At 48.5% G+C, this 16802-nt stretch carries 14 protein-coding genes; 4 read left to right on the forward strand and 10 right to left on the reverse strand.

The features are described 5' to 3' along the window. Window positions 1-81: 81 nt before the first annotated feature. Window positions 82-1374, reverse strand: coding sequence for an NCS2 family permease (locus EOPP23_RS04160; RefSeq protein ID WP_153764706.1), 1293 nt, complete (start codon window positions 1372-1374; stop codon window positions 82-84). A gap of 673 nt (window positions 1375-2047) precedes the next feature. Beyond that, window positions 2048-3121, reverse strand: coding sequence for a GIY-YIG nuclease family protein (locus EOPP23_RS04165; RefSeq protein ID WP_153764707.1), 1074 nt, complete (start codon window positions 3119-3121; stop codon window positions 2048-2050). A gap of 420 nt (window positions 3122-3541) precedes the next feature. On the opposite strand from EOPP23_RS04165, the gene EOPP23_RS04170 reads away from it, so the two are divergent. Then, the gene (locus EOPP23_RS04170) at window positions 3542-4750 is read left to right on the forward strand and encodes a hypothetical protein (RefSeq protein WP_194842491.1); all 1209 of its coding nucleotides are present in this window, start codon (window positions 3542-3544) and stop codon (window positions 4748-4750) included. On the opposite strand, the gene rimI is transcribed toward EOPP23_RS04170, so the two are convergent. From rimI to EOPP23_RS04185, 3 genes are read right to left on the reverse strand one after another with little or no spacing between them, the layout of a single operon-like run. After that, on the reverse strand, window positions 4743-5204 hold the full coding sequence (gene rimI / locus EOPP23_RS04175) for a ribosomal protein S18-alanine N-acetyltransferase (protein ID WP_153764709.1): 462 nt from the start codon (window positions 5202-5204) through the stop codon (window positions 4743-4745). The genes EOPP23_RS04170 and rimI overlap by 8 nt on opposite strands. Window positions 5205-5257: 53 nt before the next feature. Beyond that, window positions 5258-6079, reverse strand: coding sequence for a hypothetical protein (locus EOPP23_RS04180; RefSeq protein ID WP_153764710.1), 822 nt, complete (start codon window positions 6077-6079; stop codon window positions 5258-5260). A 5-nt stretch (window positions 6080-6084) separates the two neighbouring features. After that, window positions 6085-7632 carry a 2-isopropylmalate synthase gene (locus EOPP23_RS04185; protein WP_153764711.1) on the reverse strand — a complete coding sequence of 516 codons (1548 nt, stop codon included), beginning with the start codon at window positions 7630-7632 and terminating at the stop codon, window positions 6085-6087. Window positions 7633-8051: 419 nt separating this feature from the next. On the opposite strand from EOPP23_RS04185, the gene EOPP23_RS04190 reads away from it, so the two are divergent. Continuing rightward, entirely contained in the window at window positions 8052-8621 is a 570-nt protein-coding gene (locus tag EOPP23_RS04190; RefSeq protein ID WP_153764712.1) for a YajG family lipoprotein, read from the forward strand. A gap of 55 nt (window positions 8622-8676) precedes the next feature. Here EOPP23_RS04190 and hemH read toward each other — a convergent pair whose 3' ends face one another. The 5 genes from hemH to hemA all read right to left on the reverse strand — a co-directional run bounded on the left by hemH (window position 8677) and on the right by hemA (window position 14448). Next, entirely contained in the window at window positions 8677-9699 is a 1023-nt protein-coding gene (gene hemH, locus EOPP23_RS04195; RefSeq protein WP_153764713.1) for a ferrochelatase, read from the reverse strand. Window positions 9700-9809: 110 nt separating this feature from the next. Continuing rightward, window positions 9810-10994, reverse strand: a complete 1185-nt coding sequence (gene nhaA / locus EOPP23_RS04200; RefSeq protein WP_153764714.1) for a Na+/H+ antiporter NhaA — start codon at window positions 10992-10994, stop codon at window positions 9810-9812. Window positions 10995-11165: 171 nt separating this feature from the next. Then, window positions 11166-12023 carry a peptide chain release factor N(5)-glutamine methyltransferase gene (gene prmC, locus EOPP23_RS04205; RefSeq protein WP_153764715.1) on the reverse strand — a complete coding sequence of 286 codons (858 nt, stop codon included), beginning with the start codon at window positions 12021-12023 and terminating at the stop codon, window positions 11166-11168. Continuing rightward, window positions 12020-13111, reverse strand: coding sequence for a peptide chain release factor 1 (gene prfA / locus EOPP23_RS04210; protein WP_153764716.1), 1092 nt, complete (start codon window positions 13109-13111; stop codon window positions 12020-12022). The genes prmC and prfA overlap by 4 nt, the downstream gene beginning before the upstream one ends. Before the next feature lie 50 nt (window positions 13112-13161). Then, on the reverse strand, window positions 13162-14448 hold the full coding sequence (gene hemA, locus EOPP23_RS04215; protein WP_153764717.1) for a glutamyl-tRNA reductase: 1287 nt from the start codon (window positions 14446-14448) through the stop codon (window positions 13162-13164). Window positions 14449-14539: 91 nt separating this feature from the next. Here hemA and EOPP23_RS04220 point away from each other — a divergent pair, with 91 nt between their 5' ends. Then, window positions 14540-14677, forward strand: a complete 138-nt coding sequence (locus EOPP23_RS04220) for a hypothetical protein (RefSeq protein ID WP_153764718.1) — start codon at window positions 14540-14542, stop codon at window positions 14675-14677. Between the two features lie 296 nt (window positions 14678-14973). Next, window positions 14974-16749 (forward strand): tetratricopeptide repeat protein, encoded by a 1776-nt coding sequence (locus tag EOPP23_RS04225; protein ID WP_153764719.1) that lies wholly within the window; start codon window positions 14974-14976, stop codon window positions 16747-16749. Window positions 16750-16802 lie beyond the last annotated feature (53 nt).

Below are 16802 nucleotides of genomic sequence, written 5' to 3' on the forward strand. Positions count from 1 at the left end.
CCCGAAATAAAAAAACGGCCCGTATTATGGGCCGCTTTTTATCAATCCGCTATGACTATTTCCAGTTGAAAAAGCCGGTTCTTAGCTGAATACAGCCAGCTTGACAGCGAACAGGATAGACAGAATAACCATGGCTGAGTTCAGGTCTTTCGCTTTACCGCTCAGCAGCTTAATTGTTGTGTAGGAGATAAAGCCGAAAGCGATACCGGTGGTAATGGAGAAGCTCAGTGGCATGGACACAGCAGCAATCACCACAGGAGCGGCTTCGGTCAGGTCGTCCCAGTCGATCTTCACCATGCTGTGAGTCATCAGTACCGCAACAAAGATCAGTGCTGGTGCCGTCGCATAAGCTGGAATCATTCCGGCCAGAGGTGACAGGAACAGGCAACCCAGGAACAGCAGAGCAACAACAACTGCAGTCAAACCAGTACGGCCACCTACGGAGATACCGGAAGCACTCTCGATGTAACTGGTGGTGGTAGAAGTACCAAGACCGGCACCTGCCATGGAGGCAACAGAGTCGGCCATCAGGGCACGACCCAGTCGTGGAAACTTGCCGTCTTTATCCAGTAGGTTGCCTCGTTGAGCAACAGCAACCAGCGTACCGGAGGTGTCAAACAGATCTACAAACAGGAAAGAGAAGATGATGCTGAGCATACCAATTTCCAGCGCACCCATAATATCCAGCTGCAGAAAGGTAGGAGCAACACTTGGAGGCATGGAAACCATGCCGTTGTATTGAATCTCACCGGCAATCAGACTGATGACAGTCACTGCCAGAATGCCAATCATCACCGAGCCGGTCACATTGCGATGGTAAAGTGCAACGATCAGCACAAAGCCCAGAGAAGTCATAATGGCACTCCAGGAACTCATATCACCCAGAGTCACCAGAGTGGCCGGGTTATCAACAATGATGCCAGCGTTCTTCAGAGCGATGAAACCAAGGAAGAGACCGATACCAGCAGCGATACCGCCACGCAGTGAGAGTGGAATACTGTTGATGATCCAGCCTCGAATCTTGAAGACACTCAGCAGGAAGAAGCAGACACCGGACAGGAATACCGCACCCAGAGCCACTTGCCAGCTGTAACCCATCTGGCCAACCACAGTGAATGCGAAGAAAGCGTTCAGTCCCATACCCGGAGCCAGAGCAACAGGGTAGTTAGCATACAGACCCATGATCAGACAGCCGATGGCTGCCGCAACACAAGTTGCAACAAAGACCGCACCCTGGTCCATACCAGTGCTGGACAACATGCTTGGATTAACAAAGATAATGTAAGCCATGGTCAGGAAGGTAGTGATACCCGCCAACACTTCAGTCTTCACATTCGTCTGATGTTCTTTCAGTTTGAATAGTCGTTCTAACATGTTGTTTTAGTCGTTAGGGAGTAAAACCCTCAATATATCCTTTTTTATTTCTTTAGGGAATATATGGGTATCTACTTATATTTGTCACTATCGTGCTGTTATCTCGATCCTTTTTTATTCAGGATCATAGTGCCTACTTGTGATATTGCTGGTTGTAACCACCAGATGTAGTGGTGCGGCCATTCGCTGTTCAAAAAATGAACACTTTGCTGGCGCTCTTGTTATTAGTGCGATTGAGAGTGAATGTATTGATTCGCTAACAGGTTTATCCACAAAAGCTGTGGTTAAAAAGATCGTTTTCCATGGTTTGCTGTGAGTTGTTTTTTTGAACGACGGAGGTTAGTAAGAATCCATTATTAGTGTATGTATTTAGGTGTTTTCCGAGGCTCTTGGTTTGGTTTTTTGTGTAATTTAACGACATAAATCAAATTGTTGAAATAATAGATACACCGTTTATGTGGATAACTTTTTGTTTTTGTGCGGTTATCCAGTTATGTAGATAACTTCAAAGCTGATTGCTGAGCTCGGTGTATAAGTATTGAGGGTAATGCGGTTTTGGAGTGAATGGCACAGGAGTGGGGACGGTAGTAATATCTTACAGGCTGCTGAGAAATCTTATTCAAAAAAAGGCTAAGTATAAACTCAGCCTTTTTGGTGTTTGGTTTGATGAAAATCAGGCTACAGCAGCAAAACTACCTGTATGCAGCTCTCTGGCGCGAGAGTCCAGCTCTGCCAGTAATGAGGCGATGCGGGTCTTTTCCTGTTCACGGGCTTCACTGCTTCTCTGAGCGCGTTGTTTACGGTGACGCTCAATGGCCTCACGGATACGCAGCTCTTTCGGGCAAATCGGCTTGGCGACCGTAATTTCCTTTTCGATAGGCTTGGCTTCTACCGGCATTTCTATCGGTACTTCAACAGGTTCTACTACTACAGCTGTTGTTATCTCTGCTTCCACTTCAGTTTCAGTAGAGATCTCCGGCTTGGCCTCCAGTTGAGAAGCCGCAGTAGCATCGCCTGCCAGACAGGCATCCGCTGCTGCAGTAATGGCAGCCAGCTGAGCCGTTATATCGTCGCTCAACTCAATGTTGTTCATGCGAACCATGGCATTGGCGCGTGAACCACTGGCCTTGGCTTCAGCTATCCGGGCTTTCTCAGCCTTCGCGGCAGCCTGTTCAGCGGCCTTCTCCTGTTCCATTTCCTGTTTGAGAGTGGCAAGGGTCTGAACAATGCTCTCTTTGGTTACAGCCTCTTTTTTAGGGGGCGGTGTTGCAGCAGGAGACCTCTTGTTTGCAGATGAGCCAGAAGCTGACTTGGTCGCTTTGGTCTCAGGTTTAGCGTTTTCGTCTTCATTTTTAATGGCGAGACTTGGAGGGGTGTCTGAATCACCATCATCCATGTCGGCAAAAATAGAAGCCAGCTCTTTTTCGATACTGGATTTACGCTGGCGCTTCTTCTTTTTCGGCAGAATCTTAACGGTACTGGTTTTATAACCGCGCAGGCTTTCTGCACCGAAGAAATCAACAGCATCCTGTTCGAGCTCGCAAAGCTCTTCCCGGGATTCGGCTCTGTCCCACTCTTCTACAGTGAACACCTCCTCACCTTGTACCCGGATTTCCCTGTACAGGGGGTAGTCCATATCCTGGTATGCGGCAGCAACCATTCTTTCCCACTGGCTTTCGAGGTCGTTACGAGTACTACCTACATAAACCTTTTTGGTCGCTTTATTGGTGACGGTAAAGATAATCAACGCTGGGTGACCTTGCTACTGACGATGACAGGCGCGCAATTATACCTGCCGATTTTTTTCTGGGTAGTGGGTATTGTGCACTATCAAAAATAGAAGACCTGCCAATAGCCTTTTTAATGATATTCAGGATTGAATCTGTGGTTGTGTAATAACCGTCGTGTATATGCTTTAAACCCTCTATTTTTTGGTTTTTCATGAAGGATGGCTGCTGCTTGAAGGATGATGGCCGCTATTTTGACAATAGGGTGGGATCGTCTAGGGTCAAAAATAGAGGCCACGGAAAGGCAATAAATAATGAAGCAAAAAAATACTGTTTTTTTTACAGGGAAAAAAATCTGGCTTATTCAGACTGCTTTGCTCCTTTTATTCGCTTTTCCGGTTTGGGCTGAGGTCGAATCTGACTCCTTTGCTACAAAGTTTATGTTGAAGCAGAAAGGGGGGCAGTACTGCCTTGCTCTTGATGTAAAGGCTGATGAGTTCTCTTCCTGTGTTTTTCAGGACCCTGATGACAATGGTCTGTGCTATCCCCGTAATAGAGCTGTGCTTAAGATCTGTGATGAGCAAGCGGATGCTCAGCGCTGGAGTTTTAATTACCAGAAGAAGCGCATCTATTATCAGGGTTATTCCACGGCTATGTGTCTTTCCAGAATGGTGGAGACGGTTGAGATGTTGCCCTGTTCTGATTCGAGCCAGGGGCAAATATGGTTTTTCAATGAGAGTGAAGCGTTAGTAACAGCCGCTGATACAGAGTTTCCACTGGGATATTTGAGGTTGCTTGGTCAGGATGAATTCGACCCCAAGTCACTTGGCTTTGTTTTTTCCAGTGCTGATATGGGGAAGCGGGAGTGTTTTAGAAGTCCGTTAAGCGGTTCAATCGAGTGCGCTCTGTCTGGAGCGGCTGATGTGCCTGAAAAAAATGATGTATCAGAGCCGGGTAACAGTGAAGAGGGGTCGTCATCAGGCAATGATTCAGGACAGAGTGATGATAGTGAAAAGGGAGTTGATAGCGAGAAGCCGACTAATGAAGAATCTGCTCCTGATGATACTCCTGCACCACCAGAGCGTCCCGCCATTAGTTGGGATGATCCGCAAGGGTTGTTCTGGATCTCTGATAAATTGACTCAGGATATGGAATTGACCTACACCGTCAATAATATCTGCCTGCAGGTAGAGGAGCCCATCTCTTGTCTGCAGAACAATGACTACGATAGAACCTGTTATTCGGGACGAAAAATGATGACTGCAACCTGTCTGGGTCAGGATGAATCACTCTGGAAGCATGATTTGAAGACCAAGCGTATTTATAACAAAGCAGCGGGTTATGGGTATTGCCTGACATGGGTACAGAATCACTTTCTGCTACTGCCCTGTTTTGCCGGAGGCAGTCCTGCTCAGAAGTGGTATTTTGGTCTCGGTACTAATGGTAAGCCGCTGGAGTATGGTCGTTTGAAGAGTTCTGCTCAGGGTGCCCTCTATCCTTTTGATTATCTGAAAGTGCTGGACCTTCCCTTGTCCTATGGCAGTGCTTCAGGTGTCAGTAAGGATAGAAGTGTTAAGTACGAGCCTTTTGGGGAACTCTGTGGTTTTGAGCCCATAGAAGGTAAATGGACCGGTGACTGTGCTAATTAAAGGACAAATCCCTGATCATGATGATGGCGTCTTCAGAGGTGCTGTGCTGGGTGGCTGGGTAATAGTTGGCTCGGCGACCCACTTCACTGAACCCGGTTTTTAGATACAGGTTGAAAGCAGCGTTGTTTGACTCCCTGACTTCCAGAAAGAAGGTATCGCAACTGTCGCTGGCCAGATCACTCAAATGCTCAACGATCTCATAACCAACACCTTTTCCATGGTGCTCTTTGGCTACTGTCAGAATGAGCAGGCTAGCTTCATCCGCTACGGTCATTACCACGCCTTGGCCAACAATCTCTCCATTCAGTTCAGCAACCTGGCAGATATGCCCCGATTCAAGGCTGTCGATGTAATGCTTCTCTTTCCATGGGTGCTGACTGGCAGCAGCTTCAATTCGGCTGACGGCAGGAATGTCCTGCAGGGTCATCGAGCGAAAAACGAGCGGTGTATTCAATAGAGTTACAACTTTTTTAGATCAGACTGGTTAGGAGTGCTGGTTTAAGTGAGTCAGACCAGTTTCGATTTCAAAGGGGACAGGTCTTTCCAAGTCTCTGACTTCAGCGCGGGTACTTTCATCAACTCATTCAAACCGTGGCTGGCGACAAAATACTGTTCAGCATGCAGGCCTGGCTGAATGCCTCTGAGTTCATCAAAATTGCGTTGAGGGTCAATGACAAATCGAGCGGCAGCCTGACCAAATAATAAAACAACCTTTCTGCGGGCAAGACCAAACTGGTTACTCAGATAAGCGCAGACGGCATCGGCTGCGTTGTTGTCGTCCATGCTGAGATGAGTCATCAGGCCAAGACTTTCCATAGGCCAGACGAATTCGCTGAATTCATAATTCTGCTGGGGCGCAGGAATATCCAGTGCTCGTAAAATGTCATTGAGCAAACGTTGGTGAAAGCGTGAAAACTGATTCAGGCCGGTGTGAGGCATCTCGGCAATAACCAGACAGTCTTCATTGACTGACAGACTGACAAGTCTGAATTTACTGGTTGTCTTCTGGTTGGTAGCAAGAGGCTCAGGCTTCTCAGCAGGTTGAGGCTCAGTGATCGTTTCTTTTGCAGGTGTTTCTTTCTCAGTTTTTTTCTCGGCAATTCCAAGCAGGCTCTTCGCATGCAGAACGCCGCTGGCGGATGCAACCTGATTGGTTTCACTGAGAATTGGAGAGCTTTCTTGAAGCTGCGCAGAAGCCTCTTCCTCCTCAGGAAAATCAAAAACCCTGGGAGGAAGAGAGTTGGACAGAATCTTTCTGGGGAACCATGCCTGGATTCCCATGGCGTCAAGATAGTTTTGACGGCTTCTTTCGCTGATTCTGCCCTGCATGAATGTCAGACGTGCCCTGTTTGTGGGTTAGTTTTGGTACGCTGACTGTGCAAAAGATTGAGCGCATTGATATAGGCTTTGGCAGAAGCGATAACCACGTCGGTATCGGTGCCGGAACCATTGACAATGCGGCCATCCTTTTCAAGGCGGACGCTGGCGTCGCCTTGGGAGTCAGTACCACTGGTAATTGCGCTGACATTATACAATGCCAGATGAGCCTGTGAATTGGCAATGCTCTCTATTGCTTTAAAGATGGCATCAACCGGACCATCACCCTGGCTGCGAGCTTCCATAGGCTCTCCATCCACCTCGATAGTCAGTGTGGCTTCCGGTGTAGATTGGGTGGTCGAGCAGGCTTGGAGATCAATCAGTCGATACTTTTCTTCTTCACTGTTAGAGCGAACATCGCTAACCAATGCCTGAAGGTCGTCATCAAAGATTTCAGATTTTTTGTCAGCGAGTACCTTGAAGCGACCAAAGGCTTCATTCAACTCTTCCTTGCTGTCGAAGCTGATGCCCAGTTCTTCCATTTTGGATTTAAAGGCGTTACGTCCGGAGAGTTTGCCGAGGGTCAAGCGGTTGGTGTTCCAGCCAACATCTTCTGCTCGCATGATTTCGTAGGTTTCACGGTTCTTCAGAATGCCGTCCTGATGAATGCCGGACTCATGAGCAAAGGCGTTAGCGCCAACAATGGCTTTGTTGGGTTGAACCGGGAAGCCGGTAATGCTGGAAACCAGTCTGGAGGTTGGAACAATATGTTGAGTGTTAACGCCAGTGCTTACTTTCAGCTCATCCTTACGGGTTTGAATGGCCATCACGATTTCTTCGAGAGAGGCATTACCAGCGCGTTCGCCCAGACCGTTGATAGTACATTCAACCTGTCGTGCACCATGAACAACCGCAGACAATGAGTTGGCAACGGCCAAACCAAGGTCGTTGTGGCAATGAACAGAGAAGATGGCTTTATCGGCGTTAGGAATACGCTCAATCAACTGACGAATGGTGTCGCCATATTGATGCGGCAAGGCATAGCCAACGGTGTCCGGAATGTTGATGGTGCGAGCGCCAGCGTCAATAGCTGCTTCAATGATACGGCAAAGAAAATCTATTTCTGAGCGACCAGCGTCTTCACAGGAAAACTCGACATCATCAATCAGGTTGCGAGCCCGTTTCACAGCAGTTACTGCCTGTTCAACCACCTGGTCTGGTGTCATACAGAGTTTGTGCTGCATATGGATTGGTGACGTGGCGATAAACGTATGAATACGGCCACGGGCTGCTGGTTTTAACGCTTCAGCTGCACGGTCGATGTCTGCAGGAAGAGCGCGAGACAGACTGCAAACAGCACTGTCCTTAATAGTTTTTGCGATGGTGTTTACCGCATCAAAGTCGCCTGGGCTAGCGATAGCAAAGCCGGCCTCGATAACATCAACTTTAAGCATTTCCAGGGAACGGGCTATACGCACCTTCTCGTCTTTGGTCATGGCTGCGCCGGGGCTCTGCTCACCGTCACGCAAAGTAGTATCAAAGATAATGACCTGATCGTTATTCATCACTGCCTCATTCTTATAGCTGTTTTATAAACAATCTAATACGCAATTCAGTCCGGCTGTATAAGCTCGGTTTGCGATTATTGAAATTATGAAAATTTACTGACCGCTTGAGTCAGAAGGCTTGAAAGCCGGGGGTCGAAGGTGAAATCAAATATACTGCTCAAGGCAGTAGTAGAAGCAGGCGGGCAGGACGAAAGAAGGTTTTCAGGGCGAAAGAGGCCACAGCAGGTGAAACTGCTTTTGGGTTGATGCTTTGGTGTGGTGCTACTGCATTCATCGTGAGTTCTTGATGTTATTGCGTATGAAGTAGGTGTTTGCACTATATATTCAAAACTGGAGTTTGCCAAGCCGCTTGCTCTAATTAAGCGCTCTGGATAGGATTTGGACACGATTAAATAATTTTGAATCAGGGAATAACGATGAAAAAGTACCTGGCGATACTCTTTGCAAGCCTGCTTTCAGCAGGTTGCGCCCTCAGCCCTCAGGATGTTGAGGTTAACCCAAGGATTACGCTTGAGCAGCCTCAGGAAGTAATTGATGGCACTGTAAGTACCACTGTTTATGACGACAGAATTTCTAAGTCCCTTGGTAATCGTGGCGGTGTTTATGGTGACACCAATGCCATTACTACCACTAATAACTTGCCACTGTCGTTGAGATCGGCAGTGGATCTGGGGTTGCGTGAGCTGGGTATGACAGTGACCGAGTCGGAAGATGGTGCCCAGTTTCAGCTTTATCTGGACGAGCTGGAATACAGAGTACCTGAAGGTAACTACATCACACAGGTGGATTTAATGGCAAAGATTCGTGTGGTGGTTGTTAATAATGGTAAGCGTTTTAAAGGCAGTTATACCAGCTCTATTCAGGAGCGTGTTCCTACAGCCCCTTCCGATAAGAAAAATGAAGAGCTGATTAATCGAGTGCTGGGTGATGTGTTGGATCGAGCCTTTTCTGATTCCGAGTTGCAGAACTTTCTGGCTGATATCTGACGACGTATTGATATGGAAGAGCCCGCTTTTTTTGCGGGCTCTTTACTGTTGATGGTTACTTTGACAATGGCTGCTCAAGCCATTTAGCAACCAGCTTTGCCCAGCTTGGGTAATCGTTCAGGCAAGGGATCAACTCCAGAGACTCACCTCCCGCTTTAATGAAGTCTTCTTTCGCTTCCATACCAATCTCTTCGATGGTTTCCAGACAGTCAGCCACAAAGGCAGGGCAGATAATCAGTAGCTTTTTAACACCTTGTTTGGCCAGGTCCTGAACCATATCGCTGGTGGCAGGTTCAAGCCATTTGGCGCGACCAAGCTTGGACTGAAAGGCGACAGAATACTTATCCACAGGGATTCCGGCTTTTTCAACAAAGGCTGCGGTGGTTCTATAAACCTGATGGCGGTAACAGGTCTGATGTGCGACAGAGGTTCTCTGGCAACAGTCGCCTGATTTCAGGCAGTGATTGCCGGTAGGGTCATCTTTCGTGATGTGTCGTTCGGGTACACCGTGATAGCTGAAGATCAGGTGATCGTATTCTTTGCCGAGGTGTTCGCCAGCGCTTTCTACCAGAGCATTAATATACTCGTCAGCATCATAGAAGACAGGATGAACTTTCAGTGTGATGGGGAGCTTATGTTCGCTGACAATTTTCTCTGCCCGTTCTACTACTGTTTTTACAGTAGACATAGCGTAATGAGGGTAGAGAGGAAAGAGTACGACTTCTTTAATGCCTGGCTTACTGGCCAGTTTGATCAGCGCGCTTTCCATGTCCGGTTTGCCGTAGCGCATAGCCAGCTCAACGGGCATATCCGTTAAGCCGTTCACTTGCTCGTAAAGGTCTTTGCTGATGCTGAGTAGAGGTGAACCTTTGTCGGTCCAGACAGACTGATAGGCTTTGGCTGATTGGGCAGGTCTTTTGGGTAGAACAAAAAAACTGACAATCATGCGGCGCAGCAACCATGGAAGGTCAATAACATTACCGTCCATAAGAAACTCATTAAGATAACGTCGAACGTCGTCTTCGCTCGGGCTGTCAGGTGATCCCAGATTAACCAGCAGAGCTCCGGTCGCTTCCATCCTGATTCCTACTCATATGTGTACTCAGGCGATGGAGTATAACCAAACAGAGGTGAGCGTGAAACGCTACTGCGATAGAGCTCAGTAGCGTTTCACACTAAATGGCAGGATTAAGTCGTGGCTTCAGCATTTCTTCCGGCAAATCTGAGTACCAGATAGCCAAGAATGGCAGAAAACAGTGAGCCGACCAAAACGCCAATACGGCTTGGCAGAAGCAGGTCCTGGCCTACTGTTTCAAAGGCCAGAGAGCCTATGAATAAACTCATGGTGAAACCAATGCCACAAAGAATGGACAGTCCAAACAGCTGCATCCAGGTCGAGCCTGCAGGCTTTTTGGCCAGTCCCATCACAATTGCCAGCCAGGTAAAACCGAAGACGCCAAGAGGCTTACCAATCAGCAGTCCGGCAATAATACCGAAAGGTACCGGATCGGTCAGAGTAGCCAGCTGATTGATGCTTAGAGCCAGGCCTGCGTTAGCAAAGGCAAACATGGGCAGAATAAAGTAGTTCACGTTCTCGTGAAGCTTGTGCTCAAGACGCTTCAGTGGCGAACGGCCTTTTTTATCCTTCAGCTTTATGGGAATGGTCAGGGCAATAATGACGCCGGCCAGTGTTGCGTGAACACCCGACTTCAATACGCAGATCCAGAGCAGGGTGCCAAAGAACAGGTAAGGCGTCAGGCTGGTCACTTTTAATCTGTTCAGCAGAACCAATACGCAGATAAAGGCTGCTGCCAGAGTAATGGACATCACAGAAAGGTCGCTGGTGAAGAACAGGGCGATGATAATAATTGCACCCAGGTCATCAATAATGGCCAATGCCAGCAGGAAGATCTTCAGTGAAGGCGGAACACGTTTGCCGAGCAATGCGAGTACACCCACGGCAAAGGCAATATCTGTTGCGGCAGGTATAGCCCAGCCCTGACTTGCGGCGGCATCGGTGTAGTTAAAGGCGGTATAGACCAGTGCGGGTATCAGCATGCCGCCAACCGCTGCAATAGCAGGCAGTGCAATCTGTGAAGGTGAGCTGAGTTCGCCTTCAACCACTTCGTGTTTAACTTCCAGACCAATCAGCAGGAAGAAGAGCGCCATCAGGCCATCATTGACCCAAAGCAGTAATGGCTTACCGATTTCCAGGGGGCCGATGGCGATCTGGATGGGCAGGTTAAGAAACAGGTCGTAAGTGCTGGACAGGGGCGAATTAGCTGCCAGCATTGCCAGGGTTGCTGCGATAATCAGCAAAATTCCGACTGCGTACTCCTGGTGCAAAAAATGTCTGATTTTCCCGAAAAGCATAAAATTTCCGATAAAAAATGAATTCGTAAGAACAGATTTAGAAACATCCCCTGTCTCTAGTTTACAAGATTACAGGGGATGGATAGTTAAAAAAACGATAAGCCTGTCGTTTTTAGATCATTTGACTATTTCTTTACTCTTTCGCTCTACAGCCCAGTGAATTGGATGCTGTTATGGCCTTCTCGCCAGTGTAACGCGATCGTGTCCGGCTAAATCCTGCTCAGTTCTGGCATCAATTAAGCCATCCTCTGTCAGAATGCTGCGAATATCTCTGCCCTGATCAAAGCCGTGTTCTAGTAGCAGCCAGCCGCCCTGTTTCAATTTTTGAAAGGCCTGAGCTGAAATCAGACGAATATCGTCAAGACCATCGGCTCCGGCAGTCAGTGCTGTTATGGGTTCGAACTGCACATCGCCCTGATTCAGGTGCTCATCGTCTTCACGAATATAGGGCGGGTTGCTGACAATCATATCCATGTTGTCAGGCAAAGGTTCGCACCAACTGCCCAGAAGAAATTCAACATTGGCGATTTGATTAAGCTGAGCATTCTCTTCGGCTGTGGCTAAAGGCTCAGGAAAACGATCAACCGTCATTACTCGCCAGTTTCGATTTTCCTTCGCTAGTGAAAGCGCGATGGCGCCACTACCTGTTCCTAAATCCGCAACCAGAGCGTTTTCAGGAAGCTGCTGGTTGAGAGCAATCTCCACAAGGTGTTCAGTATCCGGTCTTGGAATCAATACCGATGGATTAACCTTGAGTTTCAGGCTCCAGAAATCTCTTTCACCGGTCAGATAAGCGACAGGAGTGCCTTGTGCCCGTTGTTCAATCAATTGATGGAATGCTTCGAGCTGTGGCTCGGTCAGCTCTTTATCCGGCCAGGTAAACAGGTAACTGTTGTCTTTCTGCAGAACATGGCAAAGCAGAATTTGAGCGTCGAGACGTGCTGTATCACTCTGCTCGTTGCGCTGTGGATAACTCTCAATAAGGCGTTGAGTCGCCCCGTTGAGAGTAAGGTCAATTCTCCTGCTCATTGGTTCGACATACCAGCGAGCAGATCAGCCTGATGCTGTTGTAGTAGAGGTTCTACCACTGAATCCATATCGCCTTCCACGATTTCGGCCAGCTTGTAGAGTGTCAGGTTGATACGGTGATCGGTCACTCGACCCTGTGGATAATTGTAGGTGCGAATTCGTTCGGAGCGGTCGCCGGAACCAACTAGGCTCTTGCGGGTATCACTCAATTCTTTGGCTGCTGCGGAATCCTGAGCATCCTGCAGTTTGGCGCCCAGCAGAGCCATAGCTTTGGCGCGGTTCTTATGCTGAGAACGTTCATCCTGGCATTCCACCACTACACCCGTTGGCAGGTGAGTCAGTCGAATAGCTGAGTCGGTAGTGTTGACGTGCTGACCACCGGCACCGGAAGATCGGAAAGTATCGACGCGCAGGTCTTCCTTTTTGATCTCGATGGCATCCTGTTCATCAGGCTCAGCCATGATGGCAACGGTGCAGGCAGAGGTGTGAATACGGCCTTGAGATTCGGTTTCCGGAACACGCTGAACCCGGTGAGCGCCGGATTCAAATTTCATGCGACCAAACACGTTGTTACCGACAACGCGGGTGATAATTTCGCGGTAGCCGCCGTGTTCACCGTCATTGGCGCTGATGACTTCGATCTTCCAGCCGTTCTTCTCCGCATAACGGGAATACATGCGGAACAGGTCACCAGCAAAAATAGCCGCCTCGTCACCGCCAGTACCGGCACGGATTTCCAGGAAAGTGTTGTTGCTGTCGCGAGGGTCTTTTGGCAGCAGAAGAACCTGAAGGTTTGCGGCCAGTTCTGGCAGTTGTTCTTCACAGGCCTGAATCTCTTCTTCAGCCAGCTCTTTCATGTCGGGATCGTCGAGCATGGCCTGAGCTTCTTCGAGGCTCTTTTGGACCTCGTCATACTCTTTATAGGCGGTTACCACCGGCTCAAGTTCGGCGTATTCCTTGGAAAATTTTCGGAATTTATCCTGATCGCCAATAACGCCCGGATCGCTGAGCAGTGCGCCCAGCTCTTCGAAACGATCGAGCAGTGTGTCCAGCTTGGTGCTGAGAGTAGCCAGTGTGGAGTCTTTCATTGCCTGTCTGTCGGTTGTCCGGCCAGACGTTCAGCATAAGCCGAAAGAGTCTAGCCGGAGATGATTTCTTTGATAACCCGCCCTTCGTGGGCTCTGATGCCGAGCAGATCTTCTGCCCATTCCAGTTGTTCTGTCTGGCCGCTTGCAGCAGCTTTTTTCATCTGAACGCTGGGTGTGTGCATCAGCTTGTTGGTCAGGACGCGGGCAAACTGGGTCAGAACCTGTTCCGGAGCCTGACCATTGGCCAGAGCCATCATGGCTTTTTCCAGTTCATGGTCGCGCAGTGCTTCGGTGTTCATACGATAACCTCGAAGCAGGCTGACAGCATCCAGAGAGCGTAGCTGGCTCATGAAATCCTGTGAACCGGATTCAATCAGAACCTCTGCTTCCTTGGCTGCTTCCTGTCGTTGCTGCTTATTGTCTTCGATTACGTCGTGAAGGTCATCAACGGTATAAAGAAAAATATCGGAAAGTTCAGCAACTTCCGGTTCGATATCCCTTGGTACTGCAATGTCGACCATGAACATCGGGCGATGCTTACGCTGTTTCAAAGCACGCTCGGCACTGCCTTTACCCAGTACCGGAACCGGACTGGCAGTAGATGCAACGACAATATCGGCTTTATGGAGCAGGTGGGGAATATCAGACAGCAGTGCAGACTGGCCACCAAATTCATCGGCGAGGCGTTTGGCACGGCTGAGGGTTCGGTTGGCGACAATAATATTCTTCAGGCCCTGTTGGTGCAGGTGCTTGGCAACCAGTTCGATGGTTTCACCGGCGCCAATCAGTAGAGCGGTACTTTCTGACAGGTCTGGAAAAATCTGCTTAGCCAGAGTGGTTGCAGCAAAGGCAATGGATACTGGCTGACGGCCAATAGCGGTCTGGGTTCTCACATGTTTGGCAGTAGTAAAACAGTACTGAAACAAGCGTGACAGTAGTGAACCAATGGTTCCTGCTTCCTGAGCCTGAGAGTAAGCGGTTTTCAGTTGTCCGAGAATCTGTGGTTCGCCCAGAACCATGGAGTCCAGGCCGCAGGCCACCCGCATCATATGCTGAACAGCTTCCTGATTGTGATGGATATAGCTGTGTTCGGTCAGCAGCTGATGGTCCAGGCTGTGGTAACCGGTCAGCCAGTCGAGCGCCTTCCGGTAATCGGAATTGCTGGCGCAGTAAAGCTCTGTCCGGTTGCAGGTGGACAGAATGGCCACCTCTTCAGTGCCGATAAACCGGCTGGCATCCTGAAGCGCTTCCGGCAGCTGGTCAGGCGAAAAGGCAACCTGTTCTCGCAGGGAGACAGGCGCTGTTTTGTGGTTGATGCCGGCGGTCAGATAACCCATAAACGTCGGATTCGCTGCTTACTCGTTAAAAAGATGAATTGTTATTGGCGCTATAAAGGTCACTATTATTCACTACTGCTCAGAATTATTCATGGTTAAAACAATTATGAACACATCAGGAACCCTGATGTACGACAATGAATTGGTGAATAACACATCATTCGCAAACCGGATTCATTATAACAACCCTGCAACCTCTGCTGAATGGCAGTTTCTGCGGATTGCCTGATTGAAAAAAGCCCAGAATGTTACTGCTAAAAGACTCTAGAGAGTCAGCGGCCAAATTTCTTCACAGGATTTTCGCACACTTTCAATATCCATATAAGGAGTATGGATAAAAATGGTTTGTCGCTCTAAACACTGAATGATTGGCCGATCACTTTCTTACGGTTGGTATACGCGTTTGCTATAGATGTATCAGGTGAACCAGTGTGTCATCATATAAACTGACCGCAGTAATTTTGAATCCCATGGTGCTGCTGGCAGGCAGATACGATTTTTCTAACGGGTAAAGGCATACCATTCATGAAGAACCTTACTGGTTTCTCTTTATTGCTGGCGGCCACACTGCTGTCGGGTTGCTCAACTCTTGATACAGCATTTAATACCAAAAGCCCTGCGGATGCAGGAAAACAGTCTGAAGCCAGTGTTACACCTGCAGAGCCAGCCGAGCCTATGCGCTCGTTTGATCCGGATACGCTTTATGATCTGATGGTGGCTGAGCTGGGCGGCCAGCGAAAACGTTACGATCTGGCACTGGGTAACTATCTCAAACAGGCACACAAGACTCAGGATAAAGGCGTTGCAAAACGCGCTTACCAGATCAGCCATTCTATTGGTGCCAAACAGGCCACTCTTGATGCCGCCTTATTGTGGGCAAGACTTGATTCAGAAAACCCTGCAGCTATTCAGGCCGGTGCGGTTGAGCTGATTCGTGACGGGCAGCTGGAAGAAGCGGTTGAGCAAATGAAGCAGGTTTTGCAAGCCGGCGGCGAAGCTCATTTCGATTTTCTTGCATCCAGTGCCATTGAGCTGTCTCAGGAAGAGCGCGATAAGCTGCTGACAACCTTCAATGTTATTCTAAAGGATTATCCGCATTACCAGTCGCTGAATCTTGCCAAGGCCATTTTGCTTTTGCAAAGCGAGCGCTATGAAGAAGCCATGACTCTTTGTAATTCGCTACTGTCCAGAGATTCCGGCTATGTGAAAGGCATTATTCTCAAAGGTCGGTTGCTGAACAAGGTGGGCCGTGGCGACGAAGCCGAGAGTATGCTGGCCAATGCGGTTAAGAAACATCCCGAGCGTCCAAGGCTGAGATTGCTTTACGCAAGAATTCTGGTGCATCTGGAAAAGCTGACAGAAGCCAGAGAGCAGTTTCAGTTATTATTGAAGAGCGCTCCGCATGACGTTGAAATTCTACTGTCGCTAGCGTTGATTGCGCTGGAAAATGATATGACTGGCGAAGCGGAGCAATACTTCAACAATCTTCTGGCGCTGGGGCAGAGAAAAAGCACGGCTTATTATTACCTGGGTCGCATCGCTGAAAAGAAGGGTGACTTTGCGACCGCAAGAAAGAATTATCAGAAGGTTATGCCAGGAAAGGAGTTTATGGGCTCCCGGGTGGCGTTGATTCAAATGCTGCTTAAACAAGGTAAAACCTCTGATGCCAGAAAACAGCTGACAGAAGATCGTAATCGCTATCCGGTTCATGCGGTACAACTGTTCCTGTTAGAGAGCGAAATTCTGGTGGGCCTTGAAGAGCTGGGTGATGCCATTAAGGTGCTGACGGATGGTGTGGAGAGAAATCCTAAAAGCACTAATCTTCTTTATGCTCGAGCCATGGTTTTTGAGAAAGTGGGTCAGTTAGGTAAGCTTGAAAAAGATCTGAAAGCCATTATCAAGGTACAGCCAGAAAATGCAGCGGCACTGAATGCTCTGGGCTACACGCTGGCTGATCGTACCAAGCGTTATAAAGAAGCACTGGTGTTGATTGAACAGGCCTACGCGCTGGATAAAGAAGATCCTGCCATTATGGATAGTATGGGCTGGGTGAATTACCGACTGGGTAACCTTCAGAAAGCCTTGAAACATCTTGAACAAGCCTATGAGAAATTTCCTGACCCTGAAGTGGCTGCGCACCTGGGTGAAGTACTTTGGGGCTTGGGCAGGGTAGACGATGCCAGAGTTCTGTTCGAAGAAGAGTTGAAGAAAAAGCCTGACAGTAAAATTCTTCTGGAAACCCAACAGCGTCTGGAAAAGAAAGAGAAAGCAAAGAAGTCTGACCTGTCTATTGCTAAGTAATGTATAAATGAAAGTCTGGAGCAGGACGTTTCAGGCTTTTTTCAGAAGCAGTA

The organism is Endozoicomonas sp. OPT23, from assembly GCF_009653635.1.
Taxonomy (GTDB): domain Bacteria; phylum Pseudomonadota; class Gammaproteobacteria; order Pseudomonadales; family Endozoicomonadaceae; genus Endozoicomonas_A.